20 protein-coding genes are annotated in these 22,001 nt (G+C 58.4%); 7 read left to right on the top strand and 13 right to left on the bottom strand.

The features are described from left to right. Positions 1-169: 169 nt before the first annotated feature. Positions 170-1,759 carry an ABC-F family ATPase gene (locus tag ACI77H_RS22330; protein ID WP_407013877.1) on the bottom strand — a complete coding sequence of 530 codons (1,590 nt, stop codon included), beginning with the start codon at positions 1,757-1,759 and terminating at the stop codon, positions 170-172. A 493-nt stretch (positions 1,760-2,252) separates the two neighbouring features. Between ACI77H_RS22330 and lpxO the strand changes: the two genes are divergently transcribed. After that, positions 2,253-3,152 carry a lipid A hydroxylase LpxO gene (lpxO, locus tag ACI77H_RS22325; RefSeq protein ID WP_407013876.1) on the top strand — a complete coding sequence of 300 codons (900 nt, stop codon included), beginning with the start codon at positions 2,253-2,255 and terminating at the stop codon, positions 3,150-3,152. A gap of 160 nt (positions 3,153-3,312) precedes the next feature. On the opposite strand, the gene ACI77H_RS22320 is transcribed toward lpxO, so the two are convergent. Further along, entirely contained in the window at positions 3,313-4,185 is an 873-nt protein-coding gene (locus ACI77H_RS22320; protein WP_407013875.1) for a Ku protein, read from the bottom strand. A gap of 186 nt (positions 4,186-4,371) precedes the next feature. Between ACI77H_RS22320 and ACI77H_RS22315 the strand changes: the two genes are divergently transcribed. Further along, complete coding sequence (locus tag ACI77H_RS22315) at positions 4,372-4,728, top strand: hypothetical protein (protein WP_407013874.1); 357 nt, start codon at positions 4,372-4,374, stop codon at positions 4,726-4,728. A gap of 51 nt (positions 4,729-4,779) precedes the next feature. Continuing rightward, a complete protein-coding gene (locus tag ACI77H_RS22310) occupies positions 4,780-5,931 on the top strand; it encodes a PQQ-dependent sugar dehydrogenase (protein WP_407013873.1) in 1,152 nt (383 codons plus the stop codon). Between the two features lie 112 nt (positions 5,932-6,043). On the opposite strand, the gene rimI is transcribed toward ACI77H_RS22310, so the two are convergent. Beyond that, positions 6,044-7,141, bottom strand: coding sequence for a ribosomal protein S18-alanine N-acetyltransferase (gene rimI / locus ACI77H_RS22305; RefSeq protein ID WP_407013872.1), 1,098 nt, complete (start codon positions 7,139-7,141; stop codon positions 6,044-6,046). 92 nt (positions 7,142-7,233) lie between these two features. On the opposite strand from rimI, the gene ACI77H_RS22300 reads away from it, so the two are divergent. Both ACI77H_RS22300 and ACI77H_RS22295 read left to right on the top strand, forming a co-directional pair. Beyond that, positions 7,234-8,808 carry a RimK family protein gene (locus ACI77H_RS22300; RefSeq protein ID WP_407013871.1) on the top strand — a complete coding sequence of 525 codons (1,575 nt, stop codon included), beginning with the start codon at positions 7,234-7,236 and terminating at the stop codon, positions 8,806-8,808. A gap of 7 nt (positions 8,809-8,815) precedes the next feature. Further along, positions 8,816-9,739, top strand: a complete 924-nt coding sequence (locus ACI77H_RS22295; protein WP_407013870.1) for a magnesium transporter CorA family protein — start codon at positions 8,816-8,818, stop codon at positions 9,737-9,739. Between the two features lie 122 nt (positions 9,740-9,861). Here the strand turns inward: ACI77H_RS22295 and ACI77H_RS22290 are convergent, their stop codons facing one another. After that, positions 9,862-10,179 carry a DUF2834 domain-containing protein gene (locus ACI77H_RS22290; RefSeq protein ID WP_407013869.1) on the bottom strand — a complete coding sequence of 106 codons (318 nt, stop codon included), beginning with the start codon at positions 10,177-10,179 and terminating at the stop codon, positions 9,862-9,864. 248 nt (positions 10,180-10,427) lie between these two features. Here ACI77H_RS22290 and ilvA point away from each other — a divergent pair, with 248 nt between their 5' ends. Continuing rightward, positions 10,428-11,441: a threonine ammonia-lyase, biosynthetic gene (gene ilvA, locus ACI77H_RS22285; protein ID WP_407013868.1), complete on the top strand. Its 1,014-nt coding sequence runs from the start codon at positions 10,428-10,430 to the stop codon at positions 11,439-11,441. Between the two features lie 44 nt (positions 11,442-11,485). Here ilvA and eco read toward each other — a convergent pair whose 3' ends face one another. After that, positions 11,486-11,968 carry a serine protease inhibitor ecotin gene (gene eco, locus ACI77H_RS22280; RefSeq protein ID WP_407013867.1) on the bottom strand — a complete coding sequence of 161 codons (483 nt, stop codon included), beginning with the start codon at positions 11,966-11,968 and terminating at the stop codon, positions 11,486-11,488. Between the two features lie 308 nt (positions 11,969-12,276). Between eco and ACI77H_RS22275 the strand changes: the two genes are divergently transcribed. Next, a complete protein-coding gene (locus ACI77H_RS22275) occupies positions 12,277-12,546 on the top strand; it encodes a DUF1652 domain-containing protein (protein ID WP_407013866.1) in 270 nt (89 codons plus the stop codon). Between the two features lie 60 nt (positions 12,547-12,606). Here the strand turns inward: ACI77H_RS22275 and ACI77H_RS22270 are convergent, their stop codons facing one another. The 8 genes from ACI77H_RS22270 to ACI77H_RS22235 all read right to left on the bottom strand — a co-directional run bounded on the left by ACI77H_RS22270 (position 12,607) and on the right by ACI77H_RS22235 (position 21,963). Continuing rightward, positions 12,607-12,873 carry a DUF2790 domain-containing protein gene (locus tag ACI77H_RS22270; protein WP_407013865.1) on the bottom strand — a complete coding sequence of 89 codons (267 nt, stop codon included), beginning with the start codon at positions 12,871-12,873 and terminating at the stop codon, positions 12,607-12,609. Positions 12,874-13,439: 566 nt separating this feature from the next. Next, positions 13,440-14,648: a hypothetical protein gene (locus tag ACI77H_RS22265; protein ID WP_407013864.1), complete on the bottom strand. Its 1,209-nt coding sequence runs from the start codon at positions 14,646-14,648 to the stop codon at positions 13,440-13,442. 171 nt (positions 14,649-14,819) lie between these two features. After that, positions 14,820-15,758, bottom strand: a complete 939-nt coding sequence (locus ACI77H_RS22260; protein ID WP_407013863.1) for a carbohydrate kinase family protein — start codon at positions 15,756-15,758, stop codon at positions 14,820-14,822. A 13-nt stretch (positions 15,759-15,771) separates the two neighbouring features. Then, positions 15,772-17,268 (bottom strand): xylulokinase, encoded by a 1,497-nt coding sequence (gene xylB / locus ACI77H_RS22255; protein WP_407013862.1) that lies wholly within the window; start codon positions 17,266-17,268, stop codon positions 15,772-15,774. 187 nt (positions 17,269-17,455) lie between these two features. After that, positions 17,456-18,928: a mannitol dehydrogenase family protein gene (locus ACI77H_RS22250; RefSeq protein ID WP_407013861.1), complete on the bottom strand. Its 1,473-nt coding sequence runs from the start codon at positions 18,926-18,928 to the stop codon at positions 17,456-17,458. A gap of 16 nt (positions 18,929-18,944) precedes the next feature. Further along, a complete protein-coding gene (locus tag ACI77H_RS22245) occupies positions 18,945-20,048 on the bottom strand; it encodes an ABC transporter ATP-binding protein (protein WP_407013860.1) in 1,104 nt (367 codons plus the stop codon). Positions 20,049-20,222: 174 nt separating this feature from the next. Next, positions 20,223-21,053: a carbohydrate ABC transporter permease gene (locus ACI77H_RS22240; protein WP_407013859.1), complete on the bottom strand. Its 831-nt coding sequence runs from the start codon at positions 21,051-21,053 to the stop codon at positions 20,223-20,225. 10 nt (positions 21,054-21,063) lie between these two features. Continuing rightward, complete coding sequence (locus ACI77H_RS22235; protein WP_407014056.1) at positions 21,064-21,963, bottom strand: carbohydrate ABC transporter permease; 900 nt, start codon at positions 21,961-21,963, stop codon at positions 21,064-21,066. Between the last annotated feature and the right edge of the window lie 38 nt (positions 21,964-22,001).

Below are 22,001 nucleotides of genomic sequence, written 5' to 3'. Positions count from 1 at the left end.
TGATCGCTAACGTTAAGGAGCTGGCTTGCCGGCGATGGCGTCCGCGAGATCGCCATCGCTGGCAAGCCAGCTCCTACACGATCGGGTTAGCGCAGGCTCAAGCTGTTTGATACTGAAAATGCAAAAAGCCCCGTCACAAGGACGGGGCTTTCAGTCGAAGCAGGCTTGTTTAGAACACGACGCCTTGGCTGCGCAGGTAATCGTCATAGGTGCCGCTGAAGTCGATCACGCCGTTGGCGCTCAACTCGATGATGCGGGTCGCCAGCGACGATACGAACTCACGGTCGTGGCTGACGAAGATCAGCGTGCCCGGGTAGTTTTCCAGCGCCAGGTTCAGCGCCTCGATGGATTCCATGTCCAAGTGGTTGGTCGGTTCATCCATGATCAGCACGTTCGGCTTTTGCAGGATCAGCTTGCCGAACAGCATCCGACCTTGCTCACCACCGGAGATGACTTTGACCGACTTGAGGATCTCGTCGTTGGAGAACAGCATGCGCCCAAGGGTGCCGCGAACGATTTGCTCGCCGCCCTGGGTCCACTGGCCCATCCAGTCGAACAGGTTGCAGTCGTCTTCGAAGTCGTGCGCGTGGTCCTGAGCGTAGTAGCCCAGTTCCGCGGCGTCGGTCCATTTCACGGTGCCGGCGTCCGGGGTCAGTTCGTTGACCAGGGTGCGCAGCAGGGTGGTTTTACCGATACCGTTCGGGCCGATGATCGCAACGCGCTCGCCAGCTTCAACCTGGAAGCTGAAGTCCTTGAACAGTGTCTTGCCGTCGAAACCTTTGGCCATGCGCTCGACGATGACCGCCTGACGGTGCAGCTTCTTGGTTTGTTCGAAACGGATGAACGGGCTCACACGGCTCGAAGGCTTGACCTCGGCCAGTTGGATCTTGTCGATCGCTTTGGCGCGGGAAGTGGCCTGCTTGGCTTTCGAGGCGTTGGCCGAGAAGCGGCTGACGAACGATTGCAGTTCGGAAATCTGGGCTTTCTTCTTGGCGTTGTCCGACAGCAGTTGCTCGCGGGACTGGGTCGCCACGGTCATGTACTCGTCGTAGTTGCCCGGGAACAGGCGCAGCTCGCCGTAATCCAGGTCAGCCATGTGAGTGCACACGCTGTTCAGGAAGTGACGGTCGTGAGAGATGATGATCATCAGGCTGGAGCGTTGGGTCAGGATGTTTTCCAGCCAGCGGATGGTGTTGATGTCCAGGTGGTTGGTCGGTTCGTCGAGCAACAGCACTTCAGGATCGGAGAACAGCGCCTGCGCCAGCAATACGCGCAGTTTCCAGCCTGGGGAAACCTCGCTCATCGGGCCAAAGTGCTGCTCGATGCCGATACCCAGGCCCAGCAACAGTTCGCCGGCACGGGATTCGGCGGTGTAGCCGTCCATTTCGGCGAATTCGGTTTCCAGCTCGGCCACGGCCATGCCGTCTTCTTCGGTCATTTCCGGCAGCGAGTAGATGCGGTCGCGCTCGGCTTTAACCTTCCACAGTTCTTCGTGACCCATGATCACGGTGTCGATCACGGTGAATTCTTCGTAGGCGAACTGGTCCTGGCGCAATTTACCCAGACGCACGTTCGGCTCGAGCATGACCTGGCCGCCGGACGGCTCGAGGTCGCCGCCGAGGATTTTCATGAAAGTCGACTTGCCGCAACCGTTGGCGCCGATCAGGCCGTAGCGGTTGCCCGCGGCGAATTTGACCGAAACGTTTTCGAATAGCGGCTTGGCGCCGAACTGCATCGTGATGTTAGCTGTAGAGATCAAAGGTTTTTCCTGCGAAGCATTCAGAGTAGCTAGGGTTGCGGCAGTACCGATTCAGTACCCGTTTCCGGTATTCAAACCACGGGAAATGCATCCCGGTCAGAAGCGGAAGGTCCATCTGGCAATAAGTGGACAGCAGCAGTTGGAGCGCTTGGCCCGAGTCAAAGTGCGCTGAGACGGGGTTCATTCCCGTCATCAACCAAGGGGGGCGCGTAATGTTTGGCGGCGATTGTACTGGTCTGGCTCTTTAAACGATAGGGCGTTGAGGCCGCACGGGCGCTTTGGCGGTACCAGCGGACAGATTTTCACATCTGAAGGTTAACTATTGGTTACAAACTGTGACTAAAATGCCATCTCTCAACCGGATGCCGGCCGCCGGCATGCTCAAGGACGCGCCTCAGGAACGCTGTTTCGTATTCAGACGCTGCACAAGATCCTTGAGCCGTTGGGCTGGCCGGGGACGCAGTTTGTTCACTTCTGACGTGTGACGATTTCCGTGAAACTGATCATTGCCGCTATTTATGTTGTATCGATTGCGTACGTCCACCTGCGCGGTCGCGTGCGCCACAAGCTGGGTCGCCAACTGAGCGATCACTCGACGTTTCTCGCGCCGATCAATTGCTTCCTCTATCTGTTCTCGAAAATCCCCAACAAGCCATACTTTGATCCGGCCGACTTCCCGGACCTGAGCCCGTTGCAGACCCATTGGGAAGAAATCCGCGCCGAAGGCCAGAACCTGCTCAAGGCGGGTGAGATCAAGCGTTCGAACCAGTACGACGATGTCGGCTTCAACTCGTTCTTCAAAACCGGCTGGAAGCGTTTCTATCTGAAGTGGTACGGCGACAGCCATCCATCGGCAATGAAGCTTTGCCCGCGCACCACCGAACTGGTGCAGAGCATCGGCTCGATCAAGGCGGCGATGTTCGCCGAACTGCCGCCGGGCTCGAAGCTGGTGCGCCACCGCGATCCGTATGCCGGTTCGTACCGTTATCACCTGGGCCTGGAGACGCCGAACGACGCCGGTTGCTACATCAACGTCGATGGCGAAAACTACCATTGGCGTGACGGCGAAGCGGTGATGTTCGACGAGACCTTCATTCACTATGCCGAAAACACCACCCAACAGAACCGCATCATTTTGTTCTGCGACATCGAGCGACCGATGAAGTATCGCTGGGCGGCGGCGTTGAATGGCTGGTTCAGCCGTAACGTGATGTCGGCGGCGGGCGCGCCAAACGATGAGGGCGACAAGACCGGAGGCATCAATCGTCTGTTCACCAAAATCTACAAGGTTCGCCTGCGGGGCAAAGCGTTGAAGAAGCGTAACCGCAAGCTGTATTACCTGGAGAAGTGGGCGATTTTTGCCGGGTTGTTGGCGATTTTTGTCTGGATCTGATGTTTGCGTCGCCTCTCACTACGCCATCGCGGGCAAACGCTCCCACAAGTTTCAGTGTTTGCCATCGATCGCGTAATCAACGCTAAACCCTGTGGGAGCGGGCTTGCCCGCGATGAGGCCGGCAAACGCTCCCCGAAACTTTCGGGTCCCCAACAATCGGTCAACCACTCGACCGTTTCGTAGTTTTTTTCGCCGCCGCCGGCTTCTCCGTCGACTTCGCTTTGGCCACCGCTTTACCGCCAGCCTTGCCCCCCAAACTGCGCTTGAGCAACTCGGTCAAATCGATAACATCCGCTGTCTTACGTTCCTCTTCGTCCGTCGCCGACTCAACATCCTCAATCTTCCCTTCGTTAGCCTTTTTCTCGACCAGCGCCATGATCTTGTCTTCGAAACTGTCGCGATAATCGTCCGGGCTCCAGTCGCCGCTCATGTCCTCCACCAAGCGTTTAGCCATTTCCAGTTCACCCTTGGCCAATTCCGCTTTTGTCACCTCGCTGCCCAGTTCGAGCGTGTCGAGACTGCGCACTTCCGCCGGCCAGCGCAGCATCACCAGCACCATGGCCGAGTCCAACGGCATCAGCGCGGCCAAATGCTGACGGGTATGCAACACGACGTGGGCGAGGGCAACCTTGTTGGTTTTACTCAGCGTTTCCCGTAACAGCGCATACACCTTGCCTCCGCGTTTATCCGGCGCCAGGTAATAGGGCGTGTCGATGTTTTGCAGGGGGATTTGTTCGCTGTCGACGAAGGAAAAAATGTCGATGGTCTGCGTGGACAGCGGGTGCGCCGACTTGATTTCCTCTTCGCTGAGCACCACGTAGCGACCCTTTTCGTACTGCACGCCCTTGACGATGTGCTCCTTGGTCACTTCCTTGCCGGTGACCTTGTTCACGCGCTTATAGCCCACCGGGTCCATGCTGCGGCTGTCGAGCCAGTCGAAATCCACCCCTTGCGAAGACGTCGCCGAGACCAGCGCCACAGGGATATGCACCAGTCCGAAACTGATCGCGCCTTTCCAGATTGCCCGTGCCATGGTCGTCTACTCGCGAGTGATGATCAGGTGACCCGTGGCCCTGCGCAAAAGTTTCAGCGGCGTACGACCCCGTCCGGCCGGGGGATCAACTTCGTGTTACATCTTGCCGGGGAGGTTTTGGTTAACAAATCCGAACCCTGGGCGTAGCGTGCTATCGAAGGCTCTATCCACGTAGAGAGGCTACCCATGAACCGATTTGTGCTGGGCGTCACCGCGTTGGCCCTGAGTGGCGTGCTGAGCAATCTGGCCCAGGCTGCGGCCCCGTCGCCCACATTCCCTTTACTGTTGGCCCAGAGCCCGACGGGCGCCGCCAGCAACCCTTACAACAGCCCGATCCGCCGGACCAACCCCAACAGCATGCAAGGCACCCAACCCAATGCGCCAGCGATTCGCGGGCCGAACACGGTTCCCGTTCCGCGGCCTCCGACGCTGGACAATGGCGGTATCGGTAACCGCTATCCCCAGGACCGGCCGGCGCCCGCCAGTCCACCGAAATTCATCCCCAACCCGCCTCATCGGGACGCAGACACCAGCAACCGTTGAGCGACAGGACGCAGGTCTTGCCAGCCATTCAGACGACAAAAGGAATCGTGCATGTCGCGTAAAACCCTCCTGGCCACCGTGTGTGCCAGCGCACTGATCAGCGCCGCCGCACCTGTTTTCGCGGCGCCCGCGCAAGCGCTGAAAAGCGAACAGGGCACCCTTGAGGTCACACCGATCGTCAAGGGGCTGGATCACCCGTGGGCCTTGGCGTTTCTGCCCGATCGCAAAGGAATGCTGGTGACCGAACGGCCCGGCAACCTGCGTGTGGTCAGCGCCGAGGGTAAACTGTCGGCGCCGCTCAGTGGCGTGCCGAAGGTGTGGGCCAAAGGGCAGGGCGGCCTGCTTGATGTGGTGCTCTCGCCCGACTTCAAACAGGACCGCACCGTTTATCTGTCCTACGCCGAAGGTGGCGGCGAGGGGAACAAGGCGGGCACGGCGGTCGGTCGCGGACAACTGTCGGAAGACCTGACAGCGATCAGGAATTTCAACGTGATCTTCCGTCAGGAGCCCAAACTCTCGGTCGGCAATCACTTCGGCTCGCGACTGGTGTTCGACCGCGACGGCTACCTGTTCATCACCCTCGGCGAGAATAATGACCGGCCGACCGCGCAGGATCTGGACAAGCTGCAAGGCAAGGTCGTGCGGATCTACCCGGACGGCAAGGTGCCCGACGACAACCCCTTTGTCGGCCAAGCGGGCGTGCGCCCGGAAATCTGGTCTTACGGCCAGCGCAATCCACAAGGCGCGGCGCTCAATCCCTGGACCGGCGTGCTCTGGGAAAACGAACACGGCCCGCGTGGCGGTGACGAGATCAACATCATCGAGCGCGGCAAGAATTACGGCTGGCCGCTGGCAACCCATGGCATCAATTACTCTGGTCAACCGATTCCCGAATCCACGGGCAAGACCGCCGAAGGCACCGTCCCGCCGCACCACGTCTGGGAAAAATCCCCTGGCCTGAGCGGCATGGCGTTTTACGACGCTGACCGTTTCAAGGTCTGGCAGCACAACGTGTTTATCGGTGCGCTGGTGAGTCAGGAGCTGATTCGCCTGCAGTTCGACGGCGACAGGGTGGTTCACGAAGAGCGTTTGATGGGCGAGCTGAACCAACGCATTCGGGATGTGCGGCAGGGGCCGGACGGGTATTTGTATGTGCTCACCGATGAGGACGATGGCGTGTTGTACAAGGTCGGGCTCAAGTAACAATCATGCGCGCGCCCTCGCGAGCAGGCTCGCTCCCACATTTGACCGAGATCGAATGGGGTAGCGAGCCTGCTCGCGATGGCGCGCGCTGGACTGGACACAAACTCAGTGATTACTCCCGCCCATACAGAATCACCGCTGCCCTGAGCTTGCCCCTCCCGAAGCTGCACATCTTCTCGAACTCCCCATGGCTGACCGGCAGATGCTGACAGTCCATGGGCTGACGATGCTGGCTATGATCGACATCCGGGTCGTGCAGGTACACAAACTCTTCATCGCAATCGGTGATGACCACCCAGTGCGGCGATTTGGAACGGGTCAGCCGATAACTGCTGATCAGCACCAGCGGCTGCCCGGCATCGGCTAATAATCGTGGCAGGTCCAGCGGCCCGCCGAGCACCTGTTCGACGTCAGTGGCGTTCAACTGTGCCGCGAACTCCTCGTGCACCAGGCGCATGACGTCTTTTTTATGCTCATCGCGCACGCCATCGAGAAACAACGGCCCGGCCATGCTCACTTGCAAACGCACGCGAAACCCGCGCCGCGCTGCCGCCAGTGCCAGGCCTTGAGGGCTGCAACCGCCGTGGCCAGAGGTCATGAATACGGTGGTCGCCTCACGCCAGATCTGCAATTCTTCGCGGCGCTCCAGCACGCGCTCGGTTTGCAGTGCGCCCATGGCCATCAACAGGCACGCCGGGCCGCAGGTGAAATCGGTGGTCTGGGCGTACCAGGGCACGTTGATATTGCGCGAGTCGCGATGCTCAAGGATACGTTTCTCCAGGCGCAGTGCGTCGGCGTGGTCCTGGTAATAATCATGGATCAACGCGAAGCGCCGGTAACCGTTGCGTTCATACAGGGCAATGGCGGCGGGGTTGTCGATGCGCACTTCCAGCCGTAAGTAAGCGCAGTCGTGTTCCAGGGCACAAGCCTCGATGCGTTCAAGCAATTGCTTGCCGAGCCCGCTGCCGCGAGCCTGCTCAGCGATGGCAATCGAATAGAGCCGCGCCAGCGATGTGCCTCGGTGAAACAACACCACCGCGTAACCCAGCAATTGCTCTCCACGCTGGGCCACCAGCAGTCGTCCGTGAGCACGGGTGATCATCCATTGAAAACTGCGACTGGTGAGCCGGTCCGTGGTGAAGCATTGCTGTTCGAGTGCCAGTAACGCGGGTAAGTCTTCAACTACCGCCAAGCGAAAGACAGGATTCATATGACCGCCGTAAAAGTTGCGTAACGAAACGGGACTTTCGAAAAAGTTCGTGCTTAATAGGAAAGGTCTTGTTCTCCAACGGATCAATCACTATGTCAGCGGTACAGGGTCATTGGCGCGAAGTATCCGAGCAAACTTTGCCGGCGGCAACTTTTTTAAATGACACGGTTAGAACCTCCAGCCAGTTGATTATCATCGTCGAACGCAAGGAAGACTGGGCGTCCTACTTTCCCAGCGAAGACATCGTCACGGCGCAGGAATACCTCGAGCAGACCCGCGATAACGAGCAGGGTAAACGGGTTCAGGTGATCAACCTGTGCCGCAGCTACAAGTACCTCGGGCACGGGTATTACTGCTCGCTGCTGGCCGAGGCAAGGGGGCACAAGGTCATTCCGTCAGTGCGCACCATCAGCGAGCTGACCAAGAAATCGCTGTACGGCCTGGCGCTGGATGACCTGGATAAAACCCTGGAGAAAGCCCTCAGTCATCATCTTTACAGCGATACCGAAGGCTTTACCTTGACCCTGTATTTTGGCAAGACGCACATCGAGCCGTTACAGGATTTGGCGCGACAGTTGTTTGAAGTGTTTCCGTGCCCGATATTGTTAGTTGAGTTTCGTCGAACTAACGGTTGGCACATTGAAGGGATAAAGTCTGGCGCCTTGCACAAGTTGCGTGAAGATCAGGAAGATCAGTTCGCCCATTCACTCGACAGTTTCAGCCGCAAGATCTGGCGCATCCCCCGTTCGCGACGAGTGGCCCGCTATGACTTGGCGATCCTGCACGATCCGCAGGAAGCACTGCCGCCGTCCAACCCCAAGGCGCTGGACAATTTCGTACGCGTCGGCAAGACATTGGGCATCGACGTGGAGCTGATCGAGCGCAAGGACTACGCGCGCATCGCCGAATACGACGGCCTGCTGATCCGCGAGACGACAAGCGTCGACAACCACACCTACCGCTTCGCCAAGAAAGCCGAGAGCGAAGGGCTGGTGGTAATGGATGATCCGGCCTCGATCCTGCGCTGCACCAACAAGGTCTACCTGACCGACCTGCTCAACAGCCATCAGTTGGGCATGCCCGCCACCGAAATCCTCTACAAGGAACGACCGGAAGACTTCGAACGGGTCGGTGAGCGGCTGGGGTTTCCGCTGGTGTTGAAGATCCCCGACGGTTGCTTCTCCCGAGGGGTGATCAAGGTCGAAAGCCAGCAAGCCTTGCTCGAAGCGACCGCCGAACTGTTTGAGCACTCGGTGCTGTTGCTGGCTCAGGAGTTCTTCTACACCGAATACGACTGGCGCATTGGTGTGCTCAACCGCAAACCGATCTTTGCCTGCCAATATTTCATGTCCAAGGGCCACTGGCAGATCTACAACCACAAGGCCAAGGGTCAGGACATCAACGGCGAATGCCGCACCCTGGCGGTTCACGAAGCACCGCGCGCCGTCGTGGAGCTGGCGGTGAAAACCGCCAACCTCATTGGCGACGGCCTCTACGGCGTCGACCTCAAGCAGTCCGGTGACAAGGTGGTGGTGATCGAGGTCAACGACAACCCGAACATGGACGCGGGCATCGAAGACGCGTACTTGCAGGACGATTTGTACTCGCTGGTACTGGAAGAGTTCGTCCGCCGGCTGGAACTGAAACGTCGCGGCCAGGCCTGGTGACAGGCCGATGATCAAGAGCTTTCAACTGACCCACGGTGCGCTGCAAGCGGTCGAACGGCTGGACGCTGAAGTGATGCTGTTCAGCAACCCCGACGCGGCCGAGCGCGACTTGCTGCACAGCCATTTCAAACTCGATGAACACGCGCTGGCCTCGGCGCTGGACCCGGACGAGGTGTCGCGTATCGAGTTTCATCCCGACAACTTGTTCCTGATCTGGAAGCGTCCGGAAAACTATTCCGGCGCTGGCAGCCTCGCATTCGAAGTGTCGTCCTGCGGTTTGTTGTTTTGTGCGCAGCGATTGCTGGTGATCGCCACCGACGATTCACCGCTGCATGGGCTCGGCACCCGGCAGAAGTTGAACACGCCACTGGATGTACTGCTCGACCTGCTGTTCAACAACATCCATCACTACCTGGGCCACCTCAAGGTGATCAAGCTGGTTGCGCGCGAGTTGCAGCAAAAATTCAACGCGTCGATGCAGAACCAGCACCTGATCCAGATGTTCAACCTCAGCGAAAGCCTGATTTATTACATCAACGCGATTCACAGCAACGGCGCGGTCCTGACCCGGCTGCGCAATCACGCGGAAAAGGAGCGCTTCAGCGCCGAGGCCATCGGCCTGATCGACGACCTGATCATCGAAAACAACCAGTGCTACAAACAGGCGGAAATTTACTCCACGGTGTTCTCCGGGCTTATCGACGCCCGGGGTAACCTGATGAACAACAGCATGAACAACCTGCTGCGCAAACTGACGCTGATCAACGTAGTGTTTTTGCCGCTGAACCTGATTGCGAGCATTGGCGGCATGTCCGAGTTCAGCATGATGACCGCGGGCACGCCGTGGTGGGTTTCATACCCGTTGTTTCTCACGGCGATGATGCTGGGGGCGGGGGTGATGGTGTTGGGGCTCAGACGGTTGGCGAAATGAATGCGTTGAATGTCAAGCCGTCTTCGCGAGCAAGCCCGCTCCCACATTAGATCTCCTGTGAGCACAAAACGGATGAACACCAGAGATTAAAAGTGGGAGCGGGCTTGCTCGCGAAAGCGGCATCAAGAGCACAACTTCCGATCCTGTATTCCACGAACCACGAGATACAACAACGGCCCAATCGACACAAAAACCGCAGTGAGTAAAAGATAGGGAATGACTGACAATGCTGACCGCCCACGCTTACGCGCATCCGTGTACATCCACACCCCGGCCAGCGTCGCCAGCAGGTACAGATCAATCACCACCTGCGCCGTATCAGGCCGCGACATCAGGCTGATGCCAAACTCGATCAACGACTGTTCTGCCTGGAGCATCACCGAAACGGTGTAGCCAGCAAAGGCGAGCAGGGCAATCAGGGGCAGGGCGACAGACTTCATGGTTTCCTTCCTTGGGACAATGAGCAGAATCCCGAGCCTACAGAAGCCAAAGAAAATTGACCATTGACTTGCCCTCGGCGCCCGGCTAATTTCCAGCCATGACTTCCACCGTATTGCGCTGCCAGCCAAGCATTATTACCGCCATTCCTTATTTGGCGGGCTAGCTCACGACTGCAGCACCCAACCCGCCCTAGAGGCGGGTTTTTACTTTCTGTCTCCTGGGTTCTGAACAACGTCAGGAGACGACCATGCATAGCACACCCAACCAGCAAACCCTGCTCGAGCACTACGTGAAAAAGATCCTGGCCGCGCCCGTGTATGAGCTGGCGGTACGAACGCCATTGCAAGCGGCGCCGGCACTGTCCGAAGCCTTGGGTAACCAGATTCTGCTGAAGCGCGAGGACTTGCAGCCAACCTTTTCCTTCAAAATTCGTGGCGCCTACAACAAACTGGTGCAACTGAGCGATGCGCAAAAGTCCCGCGGGGTGATCACCGCTTCCGCCGGTAATCATGCCCAGGGCGTGGCACTGGCAGCGCGTGAGTTGGGGATTGCCGCGACCATCGTCATGCCCGCCACAACGCCGGAATTGAAGGTGTTCGGGGTCCGCAGTCGGGGCGCTGAGGCCGTGTTGCACGGGGAGAGTTTTCCATTTGCCCTGGCGTACGCATTGAACCTGGCCGAGCAAACCGGCCGCACCTTTGTCTCGCCGTTCGACGACCCGGACGTGATCGCAGGGCAGGGCACCGTCGCCATGGAAATCCTGCGCCAGCACCAAGGGCCGCTCGACGCGATCTTCGTACCCGTGGGTGGTGGCGGCCTGATCGCAGGCATCGCCGCCTACGTCAAATACCTGCGCCCTGAAATCCGCATCATCGGCGTCGAGTCGGAACATTCCGCGTGTCTGTGCGCTGCGTTACAGGTCGGCGAGCGCGTTGTCTTGCCGAGCGTCGGTACTTTCGCCGATGGCGTCGCCGTGGCCCAGATCGGCGCTTATGGTTTTGAAGTCTGCCGGTTTTGCGTGGATGAAGTGCTGACTGTGAGCAACGACGAACTTTGCTCAGCGATCAAGAACATCTACGACGATACGCGCTCGATCACCGAACCTTCCGGCGCGTTGGCCGTGGCAGGCATCAAAAAGTACGTGGCGCAGACGGGCGTGCGGGGGCAAACGTTGGTGGCCATCGACTCCGGCGCTAACATCAATTTCGACAGTCTGCGCCATGTCGCTGAACGGGCCGCATTGGCCGACGCCCCGGCGTGAGCAGGAGGCCAATCGGGCCCCGCTCCCACAGGTTTTGCATCAGGTTATTGTTGAACGGCCTTTTCCACCTCGCTGGACGCAGACCAGACCCGATAACGCACTTCAACATCCTTGGGCACATACAGCACGATCGGCAGCTTGCTGTTGTAGCGCAACATGAAACCGTCACCGACGACCGGGACAAACTCCTGCCTGCGTTTGCCATCAGGACAGGCCATCAGCGTGCTCATCGGGCCGATCACTTGTTCCAGACGGTAAAACGGATAGCCCCAGCCCTCGAGGTTCTTCTCCTCGAGCATGCCGCCCAGGCGCTGGCGATTGCAGTCAACGGTCAAGGTCTTGCCGGCAAGAATCTCGACCTGGTAGTTGTCTTCCTGCTTCTGTGGCGCCAGGTGAATGACTTGTCGTGTAAAGCCGCTTTCGGGCTTGGGGAAGGGCGCGACGTCTTCGAGTTTCGCCGCGAGAACGACGGTCGATAGCCCGGCAACTATCAGCCCGACGGTAGTGACACAGGTCAATGAACCCATGATGCCTCCTTGCGTGTGAGTAGGGTCAGCGGATACTGAATTAACCGGCCGCATTTTTACTGTCGTGCGCCGTCAATGCAAACCGGGCCTCGCCAAATTGCAATTTGCATCGTCCCAAATCGCCTTTCTTGCATATTGCATGAGGCTGTTTATAGGCGAGTTTGCTAAACCATTGATTTGCCGATGAGCTGCAGGGCGAAATTCGGGGCATGTTTTATGCTGTAGCTGTTCCGTAAAGCTGACCGGATTTTTTTCAGAGTCAGTGTTTGCTGTCTGATTGGCTGTCTCACACTCAGGAGAGGGTTGCCATGTTTCTTTCTGCCTTGGAACTCCGCAACATCGTAGAAAGCAGTTTTCTGCCCAAACGTTGTCAATGCACGCTGTCACCCGATCTGAAAATGACCGTCAAGGTGTATGCGGACGGTGAAACCGATCAAGTAGATCTATTGAAAACCGGCATTGATGCCAATTCGCTCAAAGGATGTCGGGAAATACAAGACCTGATCAGCGAATTGCGCTCCGACATGGAGCATCAGGCCAACACCCAGCCGCTGCACCCCGACCGGCAAGCACTTTAACTCGCCGTCGTCACAATACGGGTCTGGCCAAGACGCCAGCCCCGTGGTCGTTGTTTGCGATCAACTCTGATAACTGCACGCATCCGACAGTTTGCGATACGTGATTTCTGCGGGTTTACCCGACGTATCGATGTACTTCATGTCAGCCGTAATGACTTTGCAGTCCAGCGTCGTGGGTTCAGTCAGCGAAACCACCTTGGCCACGTGCAGCGGCATCCCGTATTCATAGGGCACGGCTTGAGAGGATGCGGTGTCGTTGGCCTGGGCAAGTCCGGCGAACCCGGTGCAGGCGAGGGCGGCGGTAACCAGAAAAATGCGCGTATTCATGAGCAATCTCCGATGCGGACGGAAGGAGAGTTCGACATTGTGGACGTCGAACCTGCCGCACTGGGCGTCAGAAGAACCTGAGGGCGTGCGGTCCAGTAAAGTCTTGGACCACAGCGTTAAACGATGGTTAACCGGGTTGAATACCGTCTGTCGTGAAAGGGAGTTCTGCCAGGCAATTCGTTAGGGTAAGAATCCTCGGTAGCTTCGGCTTCGTCCTGCAAGGATGGATACCTTGTCGACTTGTCATGGTTTTTCGTGCACGGAAATTGAATAGAGAAAGGGACGTTCGGGAGTCAGCCAGCGGGTGCGTAGTGCGATATACCGAATCGACTACGAGAAATTCGCCCGGAAAGTGGATGAGATGTGTTTGATGGTGAGTTACAGCTTCTCGGTGTTGTGACAAAGGGGCGCCCTATCGGCGCCCCTACAACTTGTGCTTCGGTCAAGGTAATTGGGGGAAGGGCGTAAGTCACGCTAACGCCTTTGTCATTCAAAAAATACCGTTTCGGCCGCCAGCTTGTCATTTGAAAGTACGGCTGACCAACCTCCAGTGGCTGGAGCGTATTTTATTCTGGAAGACTAAACCCGATGGCGTATTGTTTGCCATCGGAACCCCTCGCGCTACCTACCGCGTAGTTGCCATCATGATTGATCCCTAGCAGATAACTTGTTTTTCCACCCTTAAAAAATCCGATTCCGACCGTCTCTTTCGATGTTGACCAATAAGCGCCCTGATTCTCGTTTTGGGGAGTGCGGGTGTTAAGCAAGACAATACCATTGTCTGCCAGACCCGCTGTGTTGAAGATGGCAGTTTTCGGTAAGGAGGCGATGGTGGTGACTTTGTTTTGGTGGATATTCCATAACCCATCGTAGAAATCCTGAGCATCTTGATAGATGATTAACGCGGTCCCAGAGTCATTTAGAATGGTTGATGCATTTTGAGGCACAGTATTAAGGGTGGTGGGAGCACTGCTGAGGGTTTGCCAATATGCTGTGCGAAGTGCTTTATTTGGATAGTGGCATGTTCCTAATGTTCGCCCCGACTCATTGGTATTGTTCAGTGTGCAGTGCGAACTGTTATCAGGAGTCTGCAACGCGGTGATCACATACGTTAAGTTGTTTGGCGCTTTGGTAGCCACTTTTGCTATTGAGTTTCCTGTTGAAACCGGGCAGTTGAGCGTAATCCAGTTATAACCAGTGCGTGCTTCCATCATTGAGGTGGGAACACAGTTGTCGGGGGAACTGGATACTGGCTCCGCTACGTCGCTACCAAAACGCCAGACCACTACCCTCGACGTCCCTTTCTGCTCGAGTTCGGTAAAGCTTCGACCGACAAGGCTGGTAGCTCCAACCGCCGTGACAGTTACACTTTTATCCTGACCCGCTGGCTTGAGTGCAATAGGCGCAAGACTTGGCTCCCTTCCATCCCATACAACAGGTGTTTGCTGGCCTGTTGAGGAAATGCAAGTGCCATAGATTTCGTTGCGTTCGGAAATACGTAGAGCTGTGCAAGATTTGTTTGGTAACAAGGGTGGCAATGTGGCTATTTTTGTGTTGTTTCTGAATCTTATCCAGGCAACTTGAACAGCATTCCCTTCTTCTGCGGTGCACATCCCGACTGCGGCCTGACTATTATTTGTCGCGTTCGCGGCGCAGTATTCGTAGTCTTGCGGGCCGATGCTTTCAAGTGTTGGTGTCTGCTCTAGACTGACTGCGCTGTTAATAAAAGAAATAGAGAATACTAATGTCGTAATTGTCCTGGCAATATTTTTCATTTGTTGAATCCTTATTGATCTACGTTCCATCGTTCAAAGGTAAGAGCGAAACTAGTACACAAAAGCCCTCTTGCCTAGCTGTCATATATAACAGCTAGGCAAGAGGGCTTTTGTGATGTAGTGCACTTGGTTTTTTTAAACGGAGGCGCAACAGGATCGGTTAGACCATCTTCACTGCAGCTGCTGCCTATACGGCAAATCCGGCCCGGTCTTGCTGCACGTCAGTGCCGCCGCCTGCACCGCAAACCTCAGCATGCCGTCGATCTGCTCACGCGCCAGCGATTGCACACCTTCCACCGAATCCATCTGCTGCTCGGTCAACCAGGTAATCAACGCCGCCTGGAACGTATCGCCAGCCCCCACGGTGTCGGCCATCTTCACCGAGCAGGCCGGTACCGACCACGAGCCATGCGTACGGCTGAATACTGTCGCGCCCTCGCCACCCCGGGTCAGGAATACGACCTGACAGCGATGCTGCAACCAGCCTTCGATCACCCGCTGCGGATCCTGCTCGGGATACAACAGGCTCAGATCCTCATCGCTGACTTTGATCAGGTCGGCCAGTTCCGCCAACGTAGCAACCCGCGACCGCCACAGGTCGATGTCTGGTTCAGGATTGAGGCGTACATTCGGATCAAGGCTGATCAGCCGTTTGCCACTTTCCCGCTGCACCAAGGCCAGCAACGTGTCGGCGATTGGTTGAACCACCAGCGAAAACGAGCCGATGTGCAAACCGCGCACCTCTGGTCCCAGTTCCGGCAGATGCTCGGGTTTCAACTGCCGATCCGCGCAACCTTCGCCACGGAAGCTGTACTGCGGCGAACCGTTGGCGCCGACCGCAACCATCGCCAGGGTGGTCGGTGCGGCGAAATCCATCAGGTAATCCGCACGAACGCCTTCATCCTGCAGCACTTGCCGCAAGCGCCGGCCCAGGTAGTCGGTCGACAACCCGGCAAACAGCGCAGCGTCTACGCCCAAGCGGCGCAAACCGACCGCTACGTTGAAGGGCGAGCCGCCGGCAATCGCCTTGAAATTCACTTTTGAAGCCAGGCCGCTGGCGTCGTCTTCACTGAAGAAATCGAACAGCGCTTCGCCACACACCAGGTACATAGTTGGTCACTCTTTAAAGGGTTGCGACATGCTGTTGATAGCGTTCATAGGCCTGCTGACAGGCCGCCACGTTTGCTGCGATCGGCGAGGTTTCGCTGGCGAGGTCGAGCTTCACGCAACGCGCGCACAGGTCCGCCAGGCTGTGTTCCTGGCCGTTTGCCCAGGACTTGCACCAAGCCGCCTGAATCGCCGCGCCGAGGGCGGCGGCTTCACTTTGTTCGGTGCAGATCACCCTGGTGTTCATGATGTCGGCGACGATCTGCCGCCACACCGGGCTTTTCGAGCCGCCGCCGATCAGGCAGATGGTGCGGCTTTGTAAGCCATTCTGCCGCAGCAGGTCCAGTCCGTAACGCAAACCGAACGTCGTACCTTCGACCACGGCGCGGCACAGGTTGGCTTGCGTCAGATTCGTCATGGTCAAGCCGAGCAGGCTGCCGGTGGCGTGGGGCAGGGCGGGGACGCGTTCGCCGTTGAGAAACGGCAACATGCTCACACCTTCAGCGCCGATCGGTGCTTGCGCGACGAGGGCATTGAACTGCTCGATATCCAGCTCGAACAAATCGCGAATCACCCCGGTGGCGTTGGTCAGGTTCATGGTGCAGATCAGCGGTAGCCAGCCACCGCTGGAGGAACAGAACGTTGCGACCGAGGCATCCGCACTGACGTTCGGTTGCTCGGCGTAGGCGTAAACCGTCCCCGACGAACCGAGGCTCATGGTGATCGCGCCGGGCCGGATATTGCCGGTGCCGATGGCGCCCATCATGTTGTCGCCACCGCCGCTGGACACCAGCGCGATGGGGTTGATGCCCAGGTGCTCGGCGATGGCTGGCAGGAGCGTGCCGACTGCTTGATGGGCGTCGATCAGCTCCGGCAGCGCCGCTTGCAAACGCCCGCTGGGGTCGATGTCGCGCAACAGCTGCAAGTCCCACTGGCGGGTGCGCACGTTGAAATAGCCGGTGCCCGAGGCGTCGCCGTACTCGCTGCAACTGCGGCCAGTGAGCCAGCGGTTGAGGTAGTCGTGGGGCAACAGGATGTGCGCGATCCGGGAAAAAACCTCCGGGTGTTGTTCTTTGGTCCAGAGCAATTTTGAAACCGTGTAGCCGGGCGCGATGACCACGCCGAGGCGTTCGAGCGAGCCTTTTTCACCGCCCAGATGGGCGAGCAGGCGGTCGTTCTCCGCGATGGATTCAGTGTCGCACCAGAGTTTGGCGGGGCGCAGCACCTGACCTTGGTCGTCGAGCAGGACCAGGCCGTGTTGCTGGCCGGAGACGCCGATGCCGAGGATGTCCTGACCGTCGACGTTTGCCGCGACCAGCGCACCGCGAGTCGCTGAGCTGAATGCTTCAAGCCATTGCAATGTGTCTTGCTCACGGCGGCCATTGGCGCCGCTGATCAAGGTGTGCGCGGCGGCGCCCTGGCCGAGGACCTGACCGCTGACGGCATCGAGAACGATGGCCTTTGTGCCTTGGGTGCCGCAGTCGATGCCGAGGAATAATTGATGGTTTGCCATGGGCGGTCCTTGCTGCGTCAGTTCGATATCAGTGCGTATTCATCAACATGTCGGGAGGCTGTCAGTCAGCCATCGCGGGCAAGCCCGCTCCCACAGGGATCAATGTCGTTCACAAATCTGTGTTCCACCACGGGCCACTGTGGGAGCGGGCTTGCCCGCGATGTCGGCAGTAGTTTCACCACTGTATTTAAGCCAGCACCCGCTCCAACGTCCGCGTCACACCCACCTCCCGCAAACTGTTGCAGCACCACTCAAACGCAGCCACAAACTCAGGCGAATTCGGAATCTCCGTGCCAAAAATCTCCTCAACCCCCAGCAACCGCTGGGCAATCAACGCATCATCCGCCACCAGCGCCTGGCAAAACGCGGCGCGCGGATCGGGAATCGAATAGGTATCGCCATTCTCATCCACCCCCTTCAAATACAGCGCCCACGCCGCCACTACCAGCGCCGCACGTTTGGTCTCCCGGCCATCGGCAATCAAACGGTTGGTCGTCGGCACGGTGAACTTGGGAAGCTTCGACGAACCGTCCGAGCACACACGCTCCAGCTGGTCGGCAATCGCCTGATTGGAGAAACGTGCCACCAGTGTGTTCTTGTAGTCGCTCAGGTCGATCCCCGGAACGGCGGACAATTGCGGTGTCACGTCCAGGTCCATGTAGGCACGCATGTAACGTACGAACAGTGGATCGTTCATGGTTTCGTGAACGAAGCGGTAACCCTTCAAAAACCCAAGATAGGTCAGCGCCAGGTGACTGCCGTTGAGCAGTTTGATTTTCATCTCTTCGTACGGCGTGACGTCGTCGGTGAACTGCACGCCGACCTTTTCCCAGGCGGGGCGACCATTGACGAATTTGTCTTCCAGTACCCACTGCACAAACGGTTCGCAGACCACTGGCCAGGCATCATCGACCGCGTGTTTGTCGGCCAGTTGCAGGCGATGTTCGGTGCTGGTCATCGGCGTGATGCGATCGACCATCGCATTCGGGAAACTGACGTTTTCGGCGATCCAGTCGTGCAGGTCGGCATCGCGTAACGCGGCGAAGGCCAGCAGTGCTTTGCGGGTGACGGCGCCGTTGTGCGGCAGGTTATCGCAAGACATCAAGGTGAACGCCGGCGTGCCGGCGGCGCGAAGTTTGGCCAATGCGGCGCAGAGAAAACCGAACACGGTTTGCGGGGCGTCCGGGTGCGTCAGGTCGTGCTGAATCTGCGGCAGGTGCGCCATGAATTCGCCGTTGCTGTCGTCGATGCAGTAACCGCCCTCGGTGATGGTCAGTGAGACGATGCGGATCTCGGGGTTGGCCAGTTTATCGATCAGCGCTTGTGCGCCATCCTCGGCCAGCAGCATGTCGCGGATCGCGCCGATGACCCGCACTTCGGTGTCGTCGGTATCGCCGAGTTCAAACAGCGTGAACAGGTAATCCTGGGCCTTCAGGTCGTCCCGGGCGCGGCGGTCTTCGGCGCGCAGGCCAACGCCGCAAATCGCCCAGTCGAGGCCTTCGCCTGAATTCATCAAGGCGTCGGTGTAATACGCCTGATGGGCACGGTGGAAACCGCCGACGCCAATGTGCGCGATGCCTTGGCGCGTATCGCTCAGGGCGTAGGCGGGCAGGACCACCTCGGGGGCGAGGTGGTGCAGGTTGTGTTTATTCAGTTTCATCACAGGCTCTCTGAAATCAGGCCGCAGCGCGTAACGGGCGGGTCAGCGCCACGCCGTCGGCATCGAATAAATGGCAGTGTTCGGCGTCCAGGTGCAGGCTCAGCGCCTCGCCATAACGGCTGGCCAGATCACCGCGAACGCGCATGGTCAGCGCTTCACCGGACAAGGTCAGCACGTGGCAGAAGGTGTCGCTGCCCAGGCGCTCGCTGACGTCGGCGGTGACTTGCAGGGTGCAGTCGCCGGTTTGCGCAAGGTTGAGGTGCTCAGGGCGAATGCCCAGCGTCACCGCGCCGCCAACGCTCAGGTTGGCGCCGCTCAGCGGCAAGGTGATGCGGGTGCCGGCATCGAGCGCCACGTCGCAGCTTTGGCCGTCGACACGGGTGACTTTGCCCTTGAGGAAGCCCATTTTCGGCGTGCCGAGAAAACCCGCTACGAACAGGTTGGCCGGCTGGTGATACAGGTCCAGCGGCGAGCCGACCTGCTCGATCTTGCCGCCATTGAGCACGACCACTTTGTCTGCCATGGTCATCGCTTCGACCTGATCGTGAGTCACGTAGATCATCGTCGCTTGCAGCTCTTTGTGCAGGCGCAACAGTTCCAGACGCATCTGCACCCGCAGTGCCGCATCGAGGTTGGACAGTGGTTCGTCGAACAGGAAGATTTTCGGGTTACGCACGATCGCCCGGCCAATGGCCACGCGTTGACGCTGGCCACCGGACAGTTGTTTCGGCTTGCGCTCCAGCATCGGCCCGAGCTCGAGGATGCGGGCCGCTTCGCCGACTTTTTTCTCCACTTCGGCTTTTGGCACGCCGGCGAGGTCGAGGGCAAACGACATGTTTTTGCGCACGCTCATGTGCGGGTACAGGGCGTAGGTCTGGAACACCATGGCCAGGTCGCGTTTGGCCGGGCTGACTTCGGTGATGTCGCGGCCATCAAGTTCGATGGTGCCACCGCTGACTTCCTCCAGGCCGGCGATCAGGCGCAGCAGCGTGGATTTACCGCAGCCCGACGGGCCGACGAAGACCACGAATTCCTTGTCGTTCACTTCCAGGTCAATGCCCTTGATGATGGAAAAGCCTTCGAAGCCTTTTTGCAGATTCTTGATTTTCAGGTTGGCCATGGTGATGGGCCTCCGATTGTTTTTATTCAATTGAGCCGAACGGGCTTTTCTGTAGGAGCCGGCTTGCCGGCGATGAGGTCCTGAAATTTCGCATCGCTCTTGAGGCCGTCATCGCCAGCAAGCTGGCTCCTACAGGGGATCGTGTCAGGCCGCAAATTCGTATCAGGCGTCGATTCATTTCACCGCGCCAAACGACAGGCCGCGGACTAGTTGTTTCTGGCTGATCCAGCCGAAGATCAGGATCGGTGCGCAGGCCAGCGTCGATACCGCCGACAACTTGGCCCAGAACAGCCCTTCGGGGCTTGAGTAGGAGGCGATCAACGCGGTCAGTGGCGCGGCTTTCGATGAGGTCAGGTTCAGCGACCAAAACGCCTCGTTCCAGCACAGGATCAGCGACAGCAATACCGTGGAAGCCAAACCGCCCTTGGCGATCGGCAGCAGCACCCGGACCATTTCCTGCCAAAGGGTTGCCCCGTCGAGGCGAGCGGCTTCGAGGATGTCTTTGGGGATGTCCTTGAAGTAGGTGTAAATCATCCAGACCACAATCGGCAGGTTGATCAGCGTGTAGATCACGATCAGCGCGATGCGCGTATCGAGCAGGCCGAAGCTCTTGGCCAGCAGGTAGATCGGCATCAGCACGCCCACCGGCGGCAGCATCTTGGTCGAGAGCATCCACAGCAGCGTGCCCTTGGTGCGCTGGATTTCGTAGAACGCCATCGAGTAGGCCGCCGGCACCGCGATCAGCAGGCACAACGCCGTGGCGCTGAAGGAAATCACCACCGAGTTCCAGGCGAAGCTGAAGTAGTCGCTGCGCTCGTTGATGTGCAGGTAATTCTCCAGCGTCGGCGTGAAGATGAACTGCGGCGGTGTGGCGAAGGCATCGATTTCGGTTTTGAAACTGGTCAGCACCATCCAGAAGATCGGGAAGAAGATCAGGATCGCGATGGCCCAGGCCAGCGTGCCGAGCAGCAGGCTTTGGAGGCGACGGGATTGTTGAAGGGTCATGGCGCAGGCCTCAGGCTTTGTCTGTCAGGTTTTTGCCGATCATGCGCACCAGCACGATGGCCGCGATGTTGGCGATCACCACCGCAATCAAGCCGCCGGCGGACGCCATGCCGACGTCGAACTGCACCAGCGCCTGGTTGTAGATCAAGTAGGCGAGGTTGGTCGAGGCGTAGCCGGGGCCGCCGTTGGTGGTGGTGAAGATTTCGGCGAACACCGAGAGCAGGAAGATGGTTTCGATCATCACCACCACCGCAATGGGCCGCGCCAGATGCGGCAGGGTCAGGTGCCAGAAAATCGCGATCGGCCCGGCACCGTCCAGGCGCGCGGCTTCTTTCTGTTCCTGGTCGAGGGACTGCATGGCGGTCATCAGGATCAGGATCGCGAAGGGTAGCCATTGCCAGGACACAATGATGATGATCGACAGCAGCGGGTAGTGCGCCAGCCAGTCCACCGGCTGCGCGCCGAAGAGTTTCCAGACGTAGGCGAGAATCCCCGACACCGGATGGAAAATCAGGTTCTTCCAGATCAGCGCACCGACGGTGGGCATGATGAAAAACGGCGAGATCAGCATGACCCGCACGATGCCGCGACCGAGAAACTCACTGGCCTCCAGCAAGGCACTGATCAACACGCCGAAGACCACGCTGATCAGCAGCACGCTGCCCACCAGCAGCAAGGTGTTGGTAGCGCCGGGCATGAACCCGGAGTCCGTCAGGAAGTAGGTGAAGTTCTCCAGCCCGACAAACTCGTTTTCACCAGGATTGAGCAAGTTGTAGCGGATCATCGAAAAATACAGGGTCATGCCCAGCGGCACGATCATCCACAGCAGCAACAGCGCCACCGAGGGGCTGACCAGAAACCAGCCGGGGTTGGCCAGGCGGTTTTTACGCACCGGCTGGGGAATGTCCATTTGAGCTTTGGCAGTTGAAATATTCATGGCGTTAAAAC

The organism is Pseudomonas sp. O230, assembly GCF_045447035.1.
Lineage (GTDB): Bacteria > Pseudomonadota > Gammaproteobacteria > Pseudomonadales > Pseudomonadaceae > Aquipseudomonas.
Note: the sequence above shows the minus strand (reverse complement) of the source record. Positions and strands in the feature narration are given on the sequence as shown.